This window comes from Thioalkalivibrio sp. ALJ1 (assembly GCF_000745395.1).
Taxonomy (GTDB): Bacteria; Pseudomonadota; Gammaproteobacteria; order Ectothiorhodospirales; family Ectothiorhodospiraceae; genus Thioalkalivibrio.
In genome coordinates, this window is sequence record NZ_KN050684.1 from 16,775 (window position 1) to 33,416 (window position 16,642).

Below are 16,642 nucleotides of genomic sequence, written 5' to 3' on the forward strand. Positions count from 1 at the left end.
ATGAGCACCCACCACTCCGACGACCACAAGGACCAACCCCAAGCCCCGCGCCTGCGTGTGCTGCTGGGCGAGGTCACGGCAATGGGCCCAGGCAAGGCCATGCTGCTGGAGGCGATCCGCGATAAGGGTTCGATCTCGGCGGCTGCCCGCAGTGTAGGGATGTCGTATCGCCGCGCCTGGGACCTGGTCGAGACCATGAACCAGAGCTTCCGGGAACCCGTCGTGGCCACCGCCAAGGGCGGCGCTGGGGGTGGCGGGGCTCAGGTCACCGACTTTGGCGAGACGGTGCTTGGGCGCTATCGCGACATGGAACGCCAAGCCTGCGAGGCCCTGCGCGACGAGCTGCACGCCTTCGCCGACTTCCTCGCCGACGACCACAAGCCGTAACCTTGACGGGTCTCCCCCAGCGCCGCATGATTGCGCCAATCGATATGCAAACTAAAATATAACGAACCGGGCACCCATCCTGACAAGAAGTCCGTCACTGCGAGGAGCCACGCGACGAAGCAGTCTCCCAACGGAACCACCCAAACCCTCTACAACCCGCACCCACAGGGAACAAACCCACAGCATGCACCTGCGCGCCCTCCTCCTGACGCTGCTCCTCCTGCTACCGGGCCTTTCCAGCGCCAACGGGCCGCTGACCATCGCCGCCGCCTCCGACCTGCGCTTCGCCCTGGACGAGATCCTGGACGCCTACCGCGAGGCCCATCCGGAAGACGCGGTACGCGTCACCTACGGCTCCTCCGGGCGCATGACGACGCAGATCCTGAACGGCGCGCCCTACGACCTCTTCTTCTCCGCCGATATCGCCTACCCGCAGCGGCTCTACGCGGAGGGTGCCGCCGTCACCGAGCCGTCCGTCTATGCGATCGGCCGCATCGTGCTGTGGAGTAACCGCATGGAAACCTCAGAGATGATGCTGGAAGACCTGCTAGGCGACGACATCCGCCGCGTGGCGATCGCATCGCCCAGCCACGCGCCCTACGGCGTGCGCGCGATGGAGGCACTCAAGTCCGTTGGCGTCTGGGACGACCTGCAGCCGAAGATCGTCAATGGCGACAACATCGCCCAGACCGCGCGCATGGTGCAGGCCGGCGGCGCGGACATCGGGATCATCGCCTTGTCGCTCGCCAAGTTCCCCGATCTGGCCGAGCACCCGCACCACCTGATAGACGACGCCCTGCACGAACCACTGACCCAGGGTTTCGTGATTACCCGCCGCGGCAAGGACAAGGACTCGGCCCACCGCTTCGCCGAGTACATGAATCGCGACACCGCACGGGACATCATGCGCCGCTACGGCTTTGTCATGCCCGACGATGAAGCCGCCGAGAACGCCTCCAAAGGCGCCGACCGCGAGGCTATGTAGAGCTGTATGTTCGACCTGAGCCCCACGGACTGGATGGCGATCGAGGTCACCCTAAAGCTCGCGCTCTACACCACGCTGATCCTGCTGGTGATCGCCACGCCGATCGCCTGGTGGCTGGCCAACGGGCGCGGCTCGCCCGGCGTGCGCACCGCGGTGCAGGCCCTCGTCGCCCTGCCGCTGGTGCTGCCGCCCACCGTGCTCGGCTTCTACCTGCTGGTGCTGCTCGGCCCGGCCGGGCCGGTCGGCAGCACGCTGGAGAGCTGGGGCCTGAACCACCTGGCCTTTACCTTTCAGGGCATCCTCATCGGCTCGGTAATCTACTCCCTGCCGTTCGCGGTGCAGCCGCTGCAACAGGCCTTCGCCAACCTCGGCCGCCGCCCGGTGGAGATCGCCGGCTCGCTGGGCGCCGGGCGCATCGACCGCTTCGTCACCGTGATCCTGCCGATGACCCGCGGCGGCTTCATCGTCGCCGCCACGCTCGCCTTCGCCCACACCCTCGGCGAGTTCGGCGTGATTCTGATGCTGGGCGGCGCAATCCCCGGCGAGACCCAGGTGCTGTCCATCCTGATCTACGACCACGCCGAGGCGATGGACTTCGACTCCGCCCACCGCCTGTCCTTCGGGCTGCTGATCTTCGCCTTCGCCGTGCTGTTCATCGTCTACGCGATCAACCGCCGCTTCGACACGGTGCGCCTGTGACCCGGCCCGCGCCCGACACGCTGCGCATAAAGGCCCGGCTGGAACGCCCCGGCTTTGCGCTGGACGTGGACACCGCCTTCCCACTGGAGGGCGTCACCGCCCTGTTCGGCCGCTCCGGCTGCGGCAAGACCACGCTGCTGCGCATCATCGCCGGGCTGGAACACCCGCCCGGCGGCGAGGTGCACTTTCGCGATACCGCCTGGCAGTCCGGCAAGACCTTCGTCCCGCTGCACCGCCGCCGCGTCGGCCTCGTGTTCCAGGAATCCACCCTGCTCCCGCACCTGTCCGTAAGCGGCAACCTGCTCTACGGCTACAAGCGCACGCCGGAGCCCCTGCGCCGCCTGCACCTGGACGAGGTCGCCCGCCTGCTCGGCATCGACGACCTGCTGGAACGCCGCGCCGACCAGCTCTCCGGCGGCCAGCGCCAGCGCGTCGCCCTCGGCCGCGCCCTGCTCACCAGCCCCGACCTGCTGCTGCTCGACGAACCGCTGAACGCCCTGGACACCCAGACCAAGCGCGAGATCATGCCCTTCCTCGCCCGCCTCGCCGAGGAGACCGGCATCCCCAGCCTGCTCGTCACCCACGCCCCGGACGAGGTCGAACGCCTCGCCACCCGCGTCGCCTTCATGCACGACGGCCAGCTCGAACGCCTGGAACCCCTGCGCGAGGCGCTGGCCCGCGCCGACTCCCCCCTATTCCGCGACGAAGGCGCCGTCTCCGTCCTGCAAGGCGAACTGGGCCCGGCCGACGCCCACGGCCTGCACCCCTTCGGCCCGCCCGAGGCCCGCTACCGTGTACCATCCAGCCCCGGCGCCACCAACGGCGCCGGCCGCCCGGCCCGCCTGCGCATCGACGCCCGCGACGTCTCCATCGCCCTGACGCCGCCCCAGGACGTCTCTATCCTCAACATCATCCCCGTCACCATCGAGTCCCTCGACGAGGCGCCTGGACACCACGGGCCCGCGCGCGTCCTCGCCGTGTGCCGACAGGACGACGGGCAGACGTTAATGGCGGAGTTGACGCGGCTGTCCACCGCACGGCTGGGCCTCCACCGCGGCGCCCGCGTTCACGCTCTCGTCAAGGCTGTTGCCTTTCTCGACTGAGCGGCTTCCACGTACGCCTCGAATCGGACCATCCACGGACCGGCTCGCAAACCCACAACGCTCGTGCCAGAATCCAGCTAACTGCCATGCAAGACGGCGCAGACCCAGCCTGCCGCCTCCCGCAGCCTGTCTACGCCGCAACCCATCTAGGATCTATCGTCACCAATGCACAATAACCCGCTGAATACACGCCCTTTCCTGCCGCCGCCTGATCCGGGATATATAGCGAGCGCATTCAACCAACATCCGTGCGCGCTATCTAATCACTGTTAGCGGTCACCACAAATGGGGAGAGAGATGGAAGATTCCAAGACGCACTACTATGTGGAAGTTAATGAACCCGAGGGTGGAGAGTATTACGTCGGTCCCTTCGGGGAAGCCGGAGACAGTTTTTCGCATGGTCGCGCCGCAATTGACTGGGTATACAGGCAAGTCGGTTTGTTAAAGGTCGCTAACCCAGATGCGGAGCTGGTCAAGCATCGATGGCACTACCAAGAAAGTGAGCACGGTTTCGACGACCCAACAGTGGAAATCGCTGTCGAAATTGCGGGCTATCGAATGGAAATCAAAAGTCTCCGTCCCCCTGCGTTCTGCAACGTTATTGAAGAGCCGGTTCAACGAAAGTCGGCCGTTGAAAGCCTCTAACAATCGCCTCTAGGCGACCCGCAAAAGCGCCGCGAGTTTTCTGGTTCTATTGGGCTTCAGTGCGCCGCTTTTGCGGTCGCCTGAGCCGAGCTGTTAGATCAATAAGGCGAGAAGGAGGGACGACTTATGGCAGCCAGAAAATACAACATGGACCTTTAGGGGTACTGGCGCGGTCAGAATAATGGCGGGATGTCGGAGAAATCCGGAGAAGAGCTTTGCTGTAATTTCGGCGGCGTTGGTGCTTCTGATTGGGACCGTTACGAAGCAGCGCTAATCTTTAAATATAAGCCGCCGGGGAACACCGAGTACGTGGATTCATTTCGGGTCGACCAGACCCCCATAAAACTGACGGGAAACGCTGCATTTCTGAAGATGAACTTTAGATTTACAGGACATAACGGCTCTAACCATGCCATCAGGCCGACGCTCATCCCGCGCGCCGCTGACAGCTCTCCTCGGGAATCAAGGAGTAGGATGTGTTGATTGCGGGTAGATCCGTTGCTTTTATAGCTGTCCTCGCATCTTTACTATGGGTTGTACGCCCAGAGGATGGCTTCGAGGTCTCAGTCCAATGGGAGAGGATTATAACCTTTACCCTGGCGCTTTCGGCTTTTCTCGGAACAGAGGGCTATGTAGGTTATTCAGCCAAAAAGAAAGGCTGGAATGTACACCCCAACGATCAGGCTCTCCTAAGGCGACTTTTAAGAGAGTTGGATCCCGACGGCGTCGTGGCATTTCTGAGAGAGCATGACTTCGGCGGTACATTCATGCGCTCATCCACAAAGCCCCTTTTACGATTCGGTGATACGTGGGTTGGAGCAGATAAAGAGTTTCAAGACAAAGAAGTTGAGGATAGACATAAAGAGTTGGTAAAGGCGGCAAAGAATCTTTCTGGACTTATTGCCACCAAAACATCACCGATCGGCCGGGATGGGCAATCAGTTGTTTCCGAACGTTTTCAAGGTGAGGAGCGACCCGACTGGATTATGCGTGATGCCCAAGAGATCAACGATGCAGCTGATCGTTTTGTCGAGAAGTTCGACGACTTTATCAAGACGGCTCGGCGCAAGATCCCGATTGATGGCACAGATGCGTAGTATGGCGATATTTTCCCAACAAACAGCTGCAAGCGACGCCTGCTCCGCACCCACACTTGAGCCCCCGCGTTATATCCAACTAAAGAGAATTTTCCCTGTAAACAGGAGGTCCTTTGGCAATCACCGATAAATCGATCAAGTTACTGTGGTCCAATGCCGCTGGTAGGTGTTCGTTTGACGGTTGCAGTAAGAGGTTAACTGTTGAACAAGCTTCTGAATTTGCTCCACATACTCTAGGCGAAATGGCACACATTAAAGGGCGCAACCCTGGATCAAACCGTTACGATGAAAAACAGCCTACCAAAGAACGGGACAGTTACGAGAATTTGATCCTCCTCTGTCCAACCCATCATACTCTAGTTGATAAGCCTGAGAATGAATCGTACTACACAGTGGAAACTCTCCACAAGATGAAAACCAATCATGAAGCAAGCATATTAAATCGGTTGAATACGCAAGGAATCGACGACCTTGAACAACTCATGGATAAGCTCTCTGTCCTTTTATCAGAAAACCATCAGGCTTGGGAACAATACGGCCCTCTATCAAATAATGCGAAACAATATCCAAATAGCGATCAGGTCTATGCGCTTTGGACCTCCGCAAGACTATCGATAATAGTGCCCAACAATCGCAACGCAAAAGAGCTCTTAGTAGAAAATAGAAACTTGCTCCCCAGGAGAAATCAGAAAATCGTAAGCAAGTTTTTGACCCATGCCGAAAGCTACGAAAAATGGGTACGCGATGAAATTCCATACCAAGCCGTTTTGCGGTTCCCGAAGGAATTTGAAATGTTAGTATTTGGAGAGTGATATGACGGCGCATCAAGACTCTTTTCCCTGGATGAGCTACTATGGAAACTACGATTTTTTTGAACAACGAATGCTTGACCACAGCAAGGTTTATGAATTCAGGAGAGTCACACCCAGCCTCTATGAGATTATCTTGACTGACGGACAAGTTTTAAAAACATTTATTTGCGAATGCTACTCTTTTGATGTTGCGGAATACGTGGAGGTATGCCGGGAGCTTGGCGAAATAGATGCCGTCGTTATAAGCTCTAATTGGTGCGGATACTCTCCGGGTGTGAAGCGACACTGTATGGACCGACGAGTGGGTGTATACGATATTCGTGGTTTTATGGCTGCGATAAACAAAAAAGAGTTCTGGAACTATCTTACAAAAGACGAGAAGAAAATGCTCGAAAACAATGGTTGGTTTTGAAATCTCCAATTAAGGTATATGGGTTTGGTTCTTATTTCGATTTACGAAAGCCATATCGAGATATTGACATTCTAGTTGTTCATACGGACGAGACGTACGGATCGTGCATGCGAGCAATAGAGATCAAGCGGTTAATACTGACTGATGTTGAGGGTTCGCATGTAACAATTCTATCAGCCCGTGCAGAGATGCACTTCGCTTTTGTTTCTAAGTCTAAAGCAATTCTTTTGGGAACGGTAGATGATCATCTTGAAGACTTTGTTAGACAAATTCGCTCAAAAGTCTCTGCATTTAGGAAAATGGTTCTTCGAAAAATGAAGGGGGACAGATTTATTATCTGACGTCCGACCCCAGGGCGGCGTACATTTCGGGGCCGGACGGCTATTGGGTGCGCAAATCGAGGGGAAGTGGGGCACGATCCAAGGCCATTATCAGAGTTTCACCGAGAGTCAGTGTTGGTGATGATCTCCTTCGTGGTGGTGATGTCCGCCCGGTTGATGCTCATCCGAACGCTTCACCTCGGCTTTTACAGTGAACAGTTCACCCGTGCGCGTGTGCAGCTTCACTCGGACTTCCTGCCCTTCTGCGAGAGGTTCTTTAAGATCGATCAACATCACGTGGAGACCGCCAGGCTCAAGCGACACCGATCGCTTGGCAGGAATGATGATGGCCTCCACCTCGCGCATGCGCATCACCCCCGCTTCGTCTTCTTCGTGATCGTGCAACTCGGTCACCGCTGCGACCGGCGACGAACCGGATACGATCTCGATATCTTCGTCCGTCGTGTTGCGCAGGGTCATGTAGGCCGCAGTGCTGGGCATGCCCGAAGGCATCAGGCGTACCCAGGGCCGATCGTCGATCTCGACGCCCTCCATGCAATCACAGAATCCCGGCTCATCGTGGCCGTCCACATGATGGGCATGCGTACTGGTCGTCACGGCAAACAAACCGGCGAGCACAAGGCACGCGACCGTCAAGCGGATCGATGGCTGGGCGAGTCGGGTATTCATGGTAATTTTCTCCGTTGGTCCGTTGGGTGCCCGAATGTAAGCAAGCTGGGGGCCAACCCCTCTGTCACGACAATTCGCGCTCCGACGCGGCCTGGGCGCAGGGAGCGGCTCGGAGCCTGAGCCAGAGTGCGTGAAATGACACACCCAATACGGCAAATGGCTCACTGCGCTCCCCTCGAAGGGACTGCGCACCTTGTCAAACGGGCTGGATCCGGGCAGGCTTCTCGGCCACAACCCAGGCGCTGAGTAGTTTCATGGACGCCTCTCGCGAACTGATTGGTGATTCCCCGGAGTTGCAGGCCCTGCTGCGGCAGGCCAACCTTGTGGCACGTACCGACGCGACGGTTCTAATCCAGGGCGAAAGCGGTACCGGCAAGGAACGACTGGCACGCAGGATCCATGCGCACAGCCGCCGTAATGCGGCACCTCTGATCACCGTGAACTGTGCGGCCCTGCCGGCTGATCTGATCGAGTCGGAGCTCTTCGGTCACCGGCGCGGGGCGTTCACCGGGGCGCACGAGGCCCAGCAGGGACTGATTCGTCAGGCCGATGGCGGCACCCTGCTGCTGGATGAGATCGCCGAACTGCCGCCCGGGGCACAGGCCAAACTGCTTCGCTTTCTGGAAAGCGGCGAATGCCAGCCGCTGGGCGCGGCCCGACCCGAAAAAGTTGATGTCCGAGTGATCGCCGCGACCCACCAAGACCTGAACCAGCATGTTGCCGCGCGTCGCTTCCGCGCGGACCTCTTCTACCGGCTGTTCGTGGTACCGCTGGAAATGCCGCCCCTGCGACAGCGGCAAGGCGATGTGCGCCGTCTAGTGGAACATTTCCGCAAGGAGCTCGCCTCGGCCCACGGGCTCGAGCCGCCGCACTTCTCACTGGAGCTCGTGCGCTGGCTCGAACGCTGGCCATGGCCCGGTAACGTGCGCGAGCTGAAGAATCTCGTCGAGCGCTGCGTGATATTCATGTCTGCCCAGACGGTCCGGCCGCAGGATCTACCCGATGCCTGGCTCCAGTCCCCGCGCGACGAAAGACAGGGGTCGTGGGTCATCCCACCCGATGGCCTGTGTCTGGAGCGTCTTGAGATCGACCTGATTCGTCAGGCCCTGGAACGCACCGGTGGCAACCGTTCCCGTGCCGCACGCCTGCTTGGGCTTACCCGTAACACACTGCTGTATCGCATAAAGAAGAGCGCCATCTCGTGGGACCACACGGATCACGGAGAGCGACAGAACGTGGTCGAATCTCGACAAGCCTCTGAACACAAGGAGTAGGTGCCTCGTCTGACCGAACGCGGGGTCGGACCTCGACAACTCTATGACAGTAAAGGTTTTTCGAGTCCGAAGGGCGGGACTTTAGCACTTAACGGGGATGCTGAGCCATGGGGTCTACCTTTGGATTTCAGTCCTTGCCTTTTGTCTCTGTACCGCGACCAGGGCAAAAGGCCAGACCTGACCCCTTCGGTGTTTCGGTGACCATTGTTTCCGCTGGTTAGCTGTTAGCCTAGACCTCCCGTGTAATTTTCGGCCGCTTTGTTGCCCCGCTCCAGGTTTGATGACAAGTCGTCGGCTGCCTTCTCGATCTCGCCCATCAGGCGCAGCGCTTCTTCGATTTGCGACATGCCCGATTCGGATCGTTGCTTCGCCTGTTCAGCGATACGTGACAGCGACTCGGTCATCTGCGAATTGTTCTCGATCACATCTGCGATCTCGTCCGTGGCGCCGGATGTCTGCTGTGCAAGGTCTCGGATTTCCTCTGCCACGACACTGAAACCACGCCCCGATTCGCCAGCCCGAGCCGCCTCGATGGCAGCATTCAAGGCAAGCAGGTTGGTCTTGTCCGCAACAGCCCGGATCGTCTGAGTGACTTTGGAAATTTCGTTTGCCATTTGGCGGAGCGACGCTACTTCATTCGTGGTGTGGTTGATGGCCTCTCGAACCTTCTGGTTGGCCTCTCCTGCCCGACCCAGCGCTGCGGATCCTTCGCTGACCACAGTCAAGGCTGTCTCAGCGGTGGCTTGGGAGAGGTCCAGAGTGTCCTCGGTCTGCTTAGATGCAAGCACCCGCTCCGTGATGTCGGAAGCAAACTTGATGACCCGAACGACCTCCCCCTCGGCATTGAATATCGGGTTATAGGTGGCCTCCAGCCAGACTGGCGTTCCATCAGAGCGGACGCGTTCAAACCGCCCCGAGCACGGCGTGCCATTCGCTAGGTCCTCCCAGAATGCAGGGTTGTCACGGTAAAAGTCAGGCTGACAAAACATTCGATGGTGGCAACCGCGAATCTGATCGAGTTCATACCCCACCGTTTGAAGGAAGTTCTTGTTCGCCCTGATGATCGTGCCATCCGGCTGGAACTCGATGATGGCCAGGGTCCGGTCCAACGCGTTCAGAATCGAGGATTCCGCAGCCGATTGCCGGATGCGTTCCGTCACGTCGCTGGCGAGCTTCACGATTTTCGATACCGAGCCATCCGGCTCGCGTACTGGGTAGTAGGTCGCCTCAATCCAGACCTCAGCACCATCTTTACGATACCGTTGAAAGGTGCCGCTTTGTGATTCTCCTTTCCTGAGTCGACTCCAGAACTCTCGATACTCCGCGGAATTGGCAAAGGCCTGATCGCAAAAAATCCGATGGTGCCTGCCGATCAGATTGCTCTGGTCGTACCCGAAAAAGTCAGAAAACGCATCATTCGCCCAGAGCACGTTCCCCTCGGCTGAAAACTCGATCACGGGCGTCCGTGATGACCGGATCGCCTCCAACTCCTTGATGAGTGCATCCGCTACCGTATCCCGTTGGTCGCGAACACCCCCAACAGCCAACAACGTGCGAATCCAGTAGAGCATCACATCCCCCCCGGTGTGTTGGGTCCCTGGCTGCACTGTGTGCGGTCGGAACATGGAGCAACCCGCGCGCCAAAATCATCCAGGCAATGCATAAATAGGAGACGGGCTTCGATCAGCGCGTATCCCAATGTAGGCTAAAGCTTACAGGCAATTTGAAGATCATAGACCACGCCAGCCAGGGAAGACTTGCCCGATCAGCCTTGCTCGGACGATTCGCCCACGAGGTCAACCCAGCGTGGGAAAAATGGGGACCGGTTTATTCTCTGACCTCCGACGCAAGGGCGACATGCATTACGGAGCCGAATAGCCATCAGGTCTGTAAACCGCCGGGAAGAACAGGACACCCGTCATTTCGGGACCGGCCGGCAACGAACTCGGCGCCCAAAGGCGCCGATAGAAGTGGTTGAATGAGTGCCGCGGGCTAGCCCCAGATGTCTTGGGTGATCCCGGCGTACCAGGCGCGGGTGTGTTCGGCCTCCTGGCGGCGGAAGGTTGAAGACTGGCCGAGCGGGCTGACGCCACCGGAGCCCTCTACTGCCGCCTGGGCACCGTTTTGGTACTGGTACACGGCGGCGATGCTGACGCCGTAGTCCGGGGTTATCAGGCCGTAGCAGGTGCTGGCCGAAGAGGGGTCCAGGGGCTCCTGGCCCGATAGCTCGCGCAGGATGGCCGCCGCGACGATCTTGCCCTGGTTGTTGGCCGCGTGGCCGGACTTGGGCATCGCACCCGCCACGCTGGCATCGCCGATCACATAGATGTTGTCGTCCATGACGGACTTGAAGGTCCGCTGATCGACCGAAGCCCAGCCTTGTTCGTTGGTGAGGCCTGCATCGTGGGCAATCTGGCCGGCGCGCTGTGCAGGGACAAAGTTCATCACGTCCGCGCGGACACGCTCCTGGCCACCGTCCGCATGGGCGGTCTTCCCGCTGACGTCGATCTCCTCGACGCGCCCACCGTTGGAGCCGCCACGCCATTCGATCACGTCGCCGTAGTGCTCGGCCCATCCCTCCTCGAACAGGCCCTGTTTGGCAAAGCCCTCCTTGGGATCGAGGACGATGACCTTGGAGCGTGGTTTGTGGGTCTTGAGGTAGTACGCCACCATCGAGACGCGCTCGTACGGCCCCGGCGGGCAGCGATATGGGTTGGGCGGGGCGACCATGACGTAGACGCCGCCGTTAGGCATGGCCTGTAGCTGCGCACGCAGCAGCTCGGTCTGCGAGCCGGCCTTCCAGGCGTGCGGGATCGTCTCCGCATCGGCCTCTTCGATGCCGGGCATGTCGTCGTACTTGAAGTCGATCCCCGGGGACATGACCAGCTTGTCGTACTGCAGGCTGTCGCCGCTTTCCAGGCGCACGGTGCGGCTGTCGGCGTCTACGCCAATGACCTTGTCCTGTATGACATCGACACCGTCGCGGTCGCGCAGGTTGTCGTAGCCGTGCGTGATCGCCTCGATGCTCTCGAAGCCGCCAAGCACCCAGTTACTGCCATAGCAGGTGACGTAGGTGGCGTTGGGCTCGATCAGCGTGACGGCCATGTCCGGCGAGAGTTGCTTCAGGTAACGCGCCGCGGTGGCACCGCCGGTGCCGCCCCCGACCACGACTACATGGGCCTTGCCAGCGCTATGCGCAGCAAGAGGCGTTAAACCGATGCCGGTCAGGGCGGCCGCGCTGGTGATCCCGAAGGCCTTGAGGAAGTGACGTCGCGTAAAGTTATGCATTGTTGTTATCCCCCGTGATCAGAAGCGCGCGAAGTAGACCGACATGGCTTCGATCTCCTCGTCGGTGTAGCCCTTGGCGTGACGATCCATGATGGTCGCCTCACGCTCGCCATCGCGGAATGCGCGCATCTGGCTCTGGATGACTCCCGCCGAGACACGGCTGAGATCCGGAACACCTTTTTCGGCCGCGGCCGCGTTATGGCAGGCTTTGCAGGAAGCGGCCATCAACTGGCCACGGGTGATTTCGTCATTGTCGGCGATAGCCTGGGATGCGGTGCCGGCCATCGCCAGCGAGGCGACAAGCCCCGCTGCGAACAAGCGTGAGTGCTTCATGCGAGCGAACTCCTGACGGTTGGGGTTTATGGTTCCCCGGCATTCAGCCGGCCCACTCAACCCCACTGCAGAAAGCGCGCCAAGAGCCCCGCCGCCCTTTGCTACAGCCGTTTTCGCTAAATAGACGCCCGAACCGTCGCGGTAGCAACCCGAAAATCAGCACTTTGTCGGACAAAGCGCCCGGTTTGGCCGCTTTGTCCGCACAGGACAAACGAGGGACGCCCGTTGCACCTGATCCGAGCGCATGGCGCGAGACCGGTTGGTAACGGGCAAATGTGGGTTATGTGGATCAGCCCCCTTCGGCAAAGGCGAGACCTGACCCCTTTGGTGCACCGATCCCCACCCAGAAACACACTCGGGACCTGCAGGCACCGATCGGAGTGGTTGGAAGCTCACTGTATTACGGAAATAATGAGATCAGACCGTGCCAAAAAAGGGGCATGGCTGATACGTGGCTTGGAGTCTGGAGTGAAAAATAATGAGGCGATGTGACTCTCCATATCTCGGTACAAATAACCGACTTGCGGACGTCATCGCCACGATTCAGGTCATGGGGACATACAAGTTCTACAAGCTGGATTTTGCCGGTTGGGCAGATCGCATAAGCGGAGATAGTAGGCTCGCAGAGTACTGGAAGGGAGTCCTATCAGAACATCCTGAATTCTTCAGGCTAGATGCTGATAGAGAAAAGGCATCCTTGGTGTGGAGGCGACAGCATCAAAAACGGTTCCATGTTGATGCTGAAAAAACACTATCGAAAGACGGCTTCCATGAGCTGTCTGATGAAGAGAAGGCCAGAGTAAGCAGGATACCGCTTACGTCATCTGAAATCGGAACGCTGGTGCAGACGGCGATCAATCTGCATGCTAGAGCGCTCGAGCAGAAGACGGATTCACGATGGTGGATTGTCGGGTTCTTTGGAATCCTCGGCGCCCTAGTTGGTGCTTTGATCCATGCTTGGGCAGCGTTGGGCATGGGTGTTGCGGTCACATTAGACGCATGGGGTTCAGACCTTGCCTTTTGCCCTTACCGTGCGACGGCTGCAGAAGGGGGCCACCATCTTCCTTTCCGGTTACGACGATTGCCGTAGGCTTCGAGGATGATCACCGATGACCATGCACAACCCTCCGCACCCGGGCGAGTTCATTCGCGAGATCTACCTGGAACCGTTTGGGCTGAGTGCCCGCCAGCTGGCCAGCAAGCTCGATGTCTCGCCTTCCACCCTGGGGCGTATCCTGCAGGAGCGCAGCGGGGTCAGCCCCGAGATGGCACTGCGGCTTTCCAAAACGCTTGGCCGTTCGCCGGAAAGCTGGCTGGCCATGCAGGATCAGCACGACCTCTGGTGTGCACGTAAGAGCGTGAAGCTGGACGCCGTACAGCTGATGCGGTTCGACGGGCACACAGAAAACGGGCAGCCAGCCGCGTAGTGATCAGTCGCGGTCGGCCTTGCGTTCGCGGGCGGTGGTCTTCAGGGCGGAAGAGTAGATCGCGCCTCATACGCCTATGACCGCTGCGGGCCAGCTCCAAAACGGCGGATCAGCTGGCTGAGTGTGAGTACGCCCAGACCACTAACACGGGCGCCAAGATGATGCCGATGCCCCCTGTGATGACCAGTAGCCGCGCCGACTTCCTTGTGCTTTGCCATCTGACACCCCCATTTCGCCGATCATAGCCGACAGGAACGGAGGAAGAGGACACTCGGCTTGTTCCGCATGAGGGCGCATGCGCGGGCCGGCGGCGACAGGCTGACGCGGACGGTTTACCCTCGGGGCATTGATAGCATAAGGGCTTTCCAATGCCGTTTCCCGCGCAAAAGACGAAGATCGCGGCCACGATCGGGCCGGCGTCCGACTCCCCGGACACGCTGCGCCGAATGATGCAAGCCGGGCTCAACGTGGTGCGGCTGAATTTCTCGCATGGTGACCCGGCCTACCACGCCGAGGTGATCGGGCGTATCCGAGAGGCGGCGCAGGATACCGGCACGCGCGTGGCGATTCTCGGCGACCTGCCGGGTCCGAAGATGCGTATTGGCGAGCTGGGCGAGGAGCCAATCGAGCTGGAACCCGGCGAGAGCATTACGCTCACTACGGAGGACTGCAGCGGCGATGCATCGCGCGTGAGCGTGTCGTTCTCCGGTCTGCCGGAGGCGGTGCAGCCCGGTGATGCGCTATTTCTGAACGATGGCTACATCGAGCTGGAGGTGGTGTCGGTCGAGGGCCACGCCGTCATCTGCCGCGTGCAGACTGGCGGGGAACTGCGCTCGCGCAAGGGCCTGAACCTGCCGGGCATCGATCTCGGCATCCGCGCCTTTACCCTGGACGACCACGATTGGCTGCGGTTTGCGGCGGAACACGGCGTGGATGCCGTGAGCCAGAGCTTCGTGGTCGACGGCGACGACATCCTGGCCGTGCGCAAGGCGGCGGAGGCGCTGGGCTACAGCCCCTTCATCGTTGCCAAGATCGAGCGGGCCGCGGCGCTGGAGCAGCTCGACAGCATCCTGGAGGCGGCGGACGGCATCATGGTGGCGCGCGGCGATCTGGGGGTGGAGATCCCGATCGCGAGTATCGCCCTCGCCCAGCGTCGCATCACCCGGCGCGCCAACCAGTACCACCGCCCGGTGATCACCGCCACCCAGATGCTGGAGTCCATGGTCACCTCGCGCCGCCCGACCCGTGCCGAGGCGACCGACGTGGCGAATGCCATCCTGGGCGGTACCGACTGCGTGATGCTCTCCGGCGAATCCGCAATGGGACGCTATCCGGTGGAATCCGTAGCGATGCTTGCAGCCATTGCCCGCTCCATCGAACCGGAGCGTGACCGAGGCATGATCCCCGATGGCCCGAACGACCACGACGAAGCCGGGTGCGACCGCGCCGTCGACCTGATCGTGCGCAGCGTATTCCACACCGCGCAGCGCCGCCCGCCACGCGTGACCCTGGCGCCCACGCTCAGCGGCACCACCGCGCGGCGCATCGCCTGCCTGCGACTGCCCTGCTGGACGGTCGCTTTCACCCCAAACGCCGCGACCGCGCAGGGCCTGCAGTTCTCCTACGGGGTCAAGCCAGTGGAGGTCACCGAGGACCGCAGCGACTGGAACGACTTCGCCCGGGCGTGGCTCGCCGAGAACAACATCCACGACGGCCTCGCCCTCCTGGTCCAGGGTCCCTCGGGCCCCAACCCGACCAGCAATCACCGCCTGGAATTACTCGAACTCGACAGCCCCCGCCAGGGGGACGCACCAGGGCATACCTGAGAACCGGTCAACAAGAACACACCCTTCTTCCCTGCCCCGTCATGGCGAGGCCCCGCAGGGGCCGTGGCCATCTCCGTACGCGACCCCAAACGCCCACCTCTGTCAGCGCCGGGGACAGCCACAGCGATCGCCACGGCGCTGCGCGCCTCGCGATGACGGTGTTTGCCTCTCCGTCGTGATGAAACCTCGCAGGGACACCCACCTTCTTACGCGCATGCCTAGTCTGCCTTTTCTTGCGAGCAGCCCTTGCCTACTACATATGTATATCGGTATATTCTTATTTTCTTACCGTATGACCAGAAGGAGATTCTATGCGAACCCTGAAGACGCTCGCCGCTTCCGCCGTTCTCGCCATTGCCGGTGCCAGTGGCGCAGCCCAGGCCGCGGAACCCAACAAGCTGTTCGTGAGCGTGACCTCGGCTGACGACCACACTCAATTCATGTCCATGGTGCTGGCGAACCAGACCATGCGTCAGGGTCAGGAGATCCGCGTGTTGTTGTGCGGTCCGGCCGCTACCATGGCCACCGAAGACTTCGACGGCCCGACTATGGAGCCCGCCGGTCGCAACGCCCAGCAGCTGCTGATGAACCTGATCAACAACGGTGCGACAGTGGAAACCTGCGCGATCTTCCTGCCCAACACCGACTACACCGAGGCGGACCTGCTGGACGGCATCACCTCTGCCGATCCGGAAGAGGTCGGCGCCTACATGGCCGACCCAAGCGTGCGCTTCTTCTCCAACTGATCCCCCAACCCAGTATCACGGCAGGGCCCTCTTCGGAGGGCCCTGTTGTTTTGTGCCCACTGTTCTTTAGATCAGACCTCCCCGCACCGGCGCCCCGCCGTGCGCCTGCGAACATCACACGCCCCCTCGCTGTCTTTCCCGGGGACCGCAGCGACTGGAACGACTTCGCCCGGGCGTGGCTCGCCGAGAACAACATCAACGACGGCCTCGCCCTCCTGGTCCAGGGCCCCTCGGGCCCCAACCCGACCGGCAATCACCGCCTGGAATTACTCGAACTCGGCAGTCCTCGCCAAGGTGGCAAACCGAGCCATTAACCGCTAGGAAAACCCTGATCAATATACACACTCGCGTTGGCACCCCCAGGTTTTCCGCGACAAGGCGCGGTGCGCAGCCGGTAGTCGTTCCACCGCCAAGGGCCGCAACGCAGGATCGGGGAACCTGGGGTGCCAACCCCACAAGCCATTGAATGCAGGAGCTCGGCCGCCAGTTGTTGATCAAGAACGGGCGTGGGAACGGCGGTGCAGTTCCCTTTTGCAGAATGACTGCGCGGCAGTCACCGCGCCCTGTTCGCACGCGAAAGCGACACGAGCGCGAGTGT

The 16,642-nt window shown here is 60.3% G+C and carries 17 protein-coding genes and 1 pseudogene; 14 read left to right on the forward strand and 4 right to left on the reverse strand.

What is annotated here, in order from left to right; genetic code table 11:
• From F462_RS02455 to F462_RS02480, 8 genes are all read left to right on the forward strand, one after another.
• Complete coding sequence (locus F462_RS02455) at nt 1-387, forward strand: winged helix-turn-helix domain-containing protein (RefSeq protein WP_038051352.1); 387 nt, start codon at nt 1-3, stop codon at nt 385-387.
• A 184-nt stretch (nt 388-571) separates the two neighbouring features.
• Nucleotides 572-1,372: a molybdate ABC transporter substrate-binding protein gene (modA, locus tag F462_RS02460; protein WP_038051354.1), complete on the forward strand. Its 801-nt coding sequence runs from the start codon at nt 572-574 to the stop codon at nt 1,370-1,372.
• 6 nt (nt 1,373-1,378) lie between these two features.
• Nucleotides 1,379-2,071, forward strand: coding sequence for a molybdate ABC transporter permease subunit (modB, locus tag F462_RS02465; protein WP_018174002.1), 693 nt, complete (start codon nt 1,379-1,381; stop codon nt 2,069-2,071).
• Nucleotides 2,068-3,174, forward strand: a complete 1,107-nt coding sequence (gene modC / locus F462_RS02470) for a molybdenum ABC transporter ATP-binding protein (RefSeq protein WP_038051356.1) — start codon at nt 2,068-2,070, stop codon at nt 3,172-3,174. The genes modB and modC overlap by 4 nt, the downstream gene beginning before the upstream one ends.
• A gap of 297 nt (nt 3,175-3,471) precedes the next feature.
• Nucleotides 3,472-3,819: a hypothetical protein gene (locus tag F462_RS02475; protein ID WP_038051358.1), complete on the forward strand. Its 348-nt coding sequence runs from the start codon at nt 3,472-3,474 to the stop codon at nt 3,817-3,819.
• Between the two features lie 476 nt (nt 3,820-4,295).
• Nucleotides 4,296-4,916: a hypothetical protein gene (locus F462_RS13590; protein ID WP_156100387.1), complete on the forward strand. Its 621-nt coding sequence runs from the start codon at nt 4,296-4,298 to the stop codon at nt 4,914-4,916.
• A gap of 113 nt (nt 4,917-5,029) precedes the next feature.
• Complete coding sequence (locus F462_RS13125) at nt 5,030-5,728, forward strand: HNH endonuclease (protein ID WP_081911350.1); 699 nt, start codon at nt 5,030-5,032, stop codon at nt 5,726-5,728.
• A 1-nt stretch (nt 5,729) separates the two neighbouring features.
• Nucleotides 5,730-6,140: a hypothetical protein gene (locus tag F462_RS02480; RefSeq protein ID WP_038051360.1), complete on the forward strand. Its 411-nt coding sequence runs from the start codon at nt 5,730-5,732 to the stop codon at nt 6,138-6,140.
• A gap of 449 nt (nt 6,141-6,589) precedes the next feature.
• Here the strand turns inward: F462_RS02480 and F462_RS02485 are convergent, their stop codons facing one another.
• Nucleotides 6,590-7,150: a copper chaperone PCu(A)C gene (locus tag F462_RS02485; RefSeq protein WP_038051361.1), complete on the reverse strand. Its 561-nt coding sequence runs from the start codon at nt 7,148-7,150 to the stop codon at nt 6,590-6,592.
• 254 nt (nt 7,151-7,404) lie between these two features.
• On the opposite strand from F462_RS02485, the gene F462_RS02490 reads away from it, so the two are divergent.
• A complete protein-coding gene (locus tag F462_RS02490; protein WP_038051363.1) occupies nt 7,405-8,424 on the forward strand; it encodes a sigma-54 interaction domain-containing protein in 1,020 nt (339 codons plus the stop codon).
• Nucleotides 8,425-8,648: 224 nt separating this feature from the next.
• Here the strand turns inward: F462_RS02490 and F462_RS02495 are convergent, their stop codons facing one another.
• The 3 genes from F462_RS02495 to F462_RS02505 form a co-directional block, all read right to left on the reverse strand.
• Nucleotides 8,649-9,995: a methyl-accepting chemotaxis protein gene (locus F462_RS02495; RefSeq protein ID WP_167549479.1), complete on the reverse strand. Its 1,347-nt coding sequence runs from the start codon at nt 9,993-9,995 to the stop codon at nt 8,649-8,651.
• A 421-nt stretch (nt 9,996-10,416) separates the two neighbouring features.
• Nucleotides 10,417-11,712, reverse strand: a complete 1,296-nt coding sequence (locus F462_RS02500) for an NAD(P)/FAD-dependent oxidoreductase (RefSeq protein ID WP_038051365.1) — start codon at nt 11,710-11,712, stop codon at nt 10,417-10,419.
• An 18-nt stretch (nt 11,713-11,730) separates the two neighbouring features.
• The gene (locus tag F462_RS02505; protein WP_019025084.1) at nt 11,731-12,045 is read right to left on the reverse strand and encodes a c-type cytochrome; all 315 of its coding nucleotides are present in this window, start codon (nt 12,043-12,045) and stop codon (nt 11,731-11,733) included.
• A gap of 550 nt (nt 12,046-12,595) precedes the next feature.
• Between F462_RS02505 and F462_RS13135 the strand changes: the two genes are divergently transcribed.
• The 5 genes and pseudogenes from F462_RS13135 to F462_RS13140 form a co-directional block, all read left to right on the forward strand.
• Complete coding sequence (locus F462_RS13135; protein WP_208854121.1) at nt 12,596-13,135, forward strand: hypothetical protein; 540 nt, start codon at nt 12,596-12,598, stop codon at nt 13,133-13,135.
• Nucleotides 13,136-13,154: 19 nt separating this feature from the next.
• Nucleotides 13,155-13,472 carry a HigA family addiction module antitoxin gene (locus tag F462_RS02510; RefSeq protein WP_038051366.1) on the forward strand — a complete coding sequence of 106 codons (318 nt, stop codon included), beginning with the start codon at nt 13,155-13,157 and terminating at the stop codon, nt 13,470-13,472.
• Nucleotides 13,473-13,840: 368 nt separating this feature from the next.
• The gene (gene pyk, locus F462_RS02515) at nt 13,841-15,298 is read left to right on the forward strand and encodes a pyruvate kinase (RefSeq protein ID WP_038051368.1); all 1,458 of its coding nucleotides are present in this window, start codon (nt 13,841-13,843) and stop codon (nt 15,296-15,298) included.
• A 311-nt stretch (nt 15,299-15,609) separates the two neighbouring features.
• Nucleotides 15,610-16,044, forward strand: coding sequence for a DsrE family protein (locus F462_RS02520; RefSeq protein WP_018875214.1), 435 nt, complete (start codon nt 15,610-15,612; stop codon nt 16,042-16,044).
• A gap of 119 nt (nt 16,045-16,163) precedes the next feature.
• A pseudogene (locus tag F462_RS13140) lies at nt 16,164-16,358 on the forward strand (pyruvate kinase); the annotation flags it as partial.
• Nucleotides 16,359-16,642: the final 284 nt, after the last annotated feature.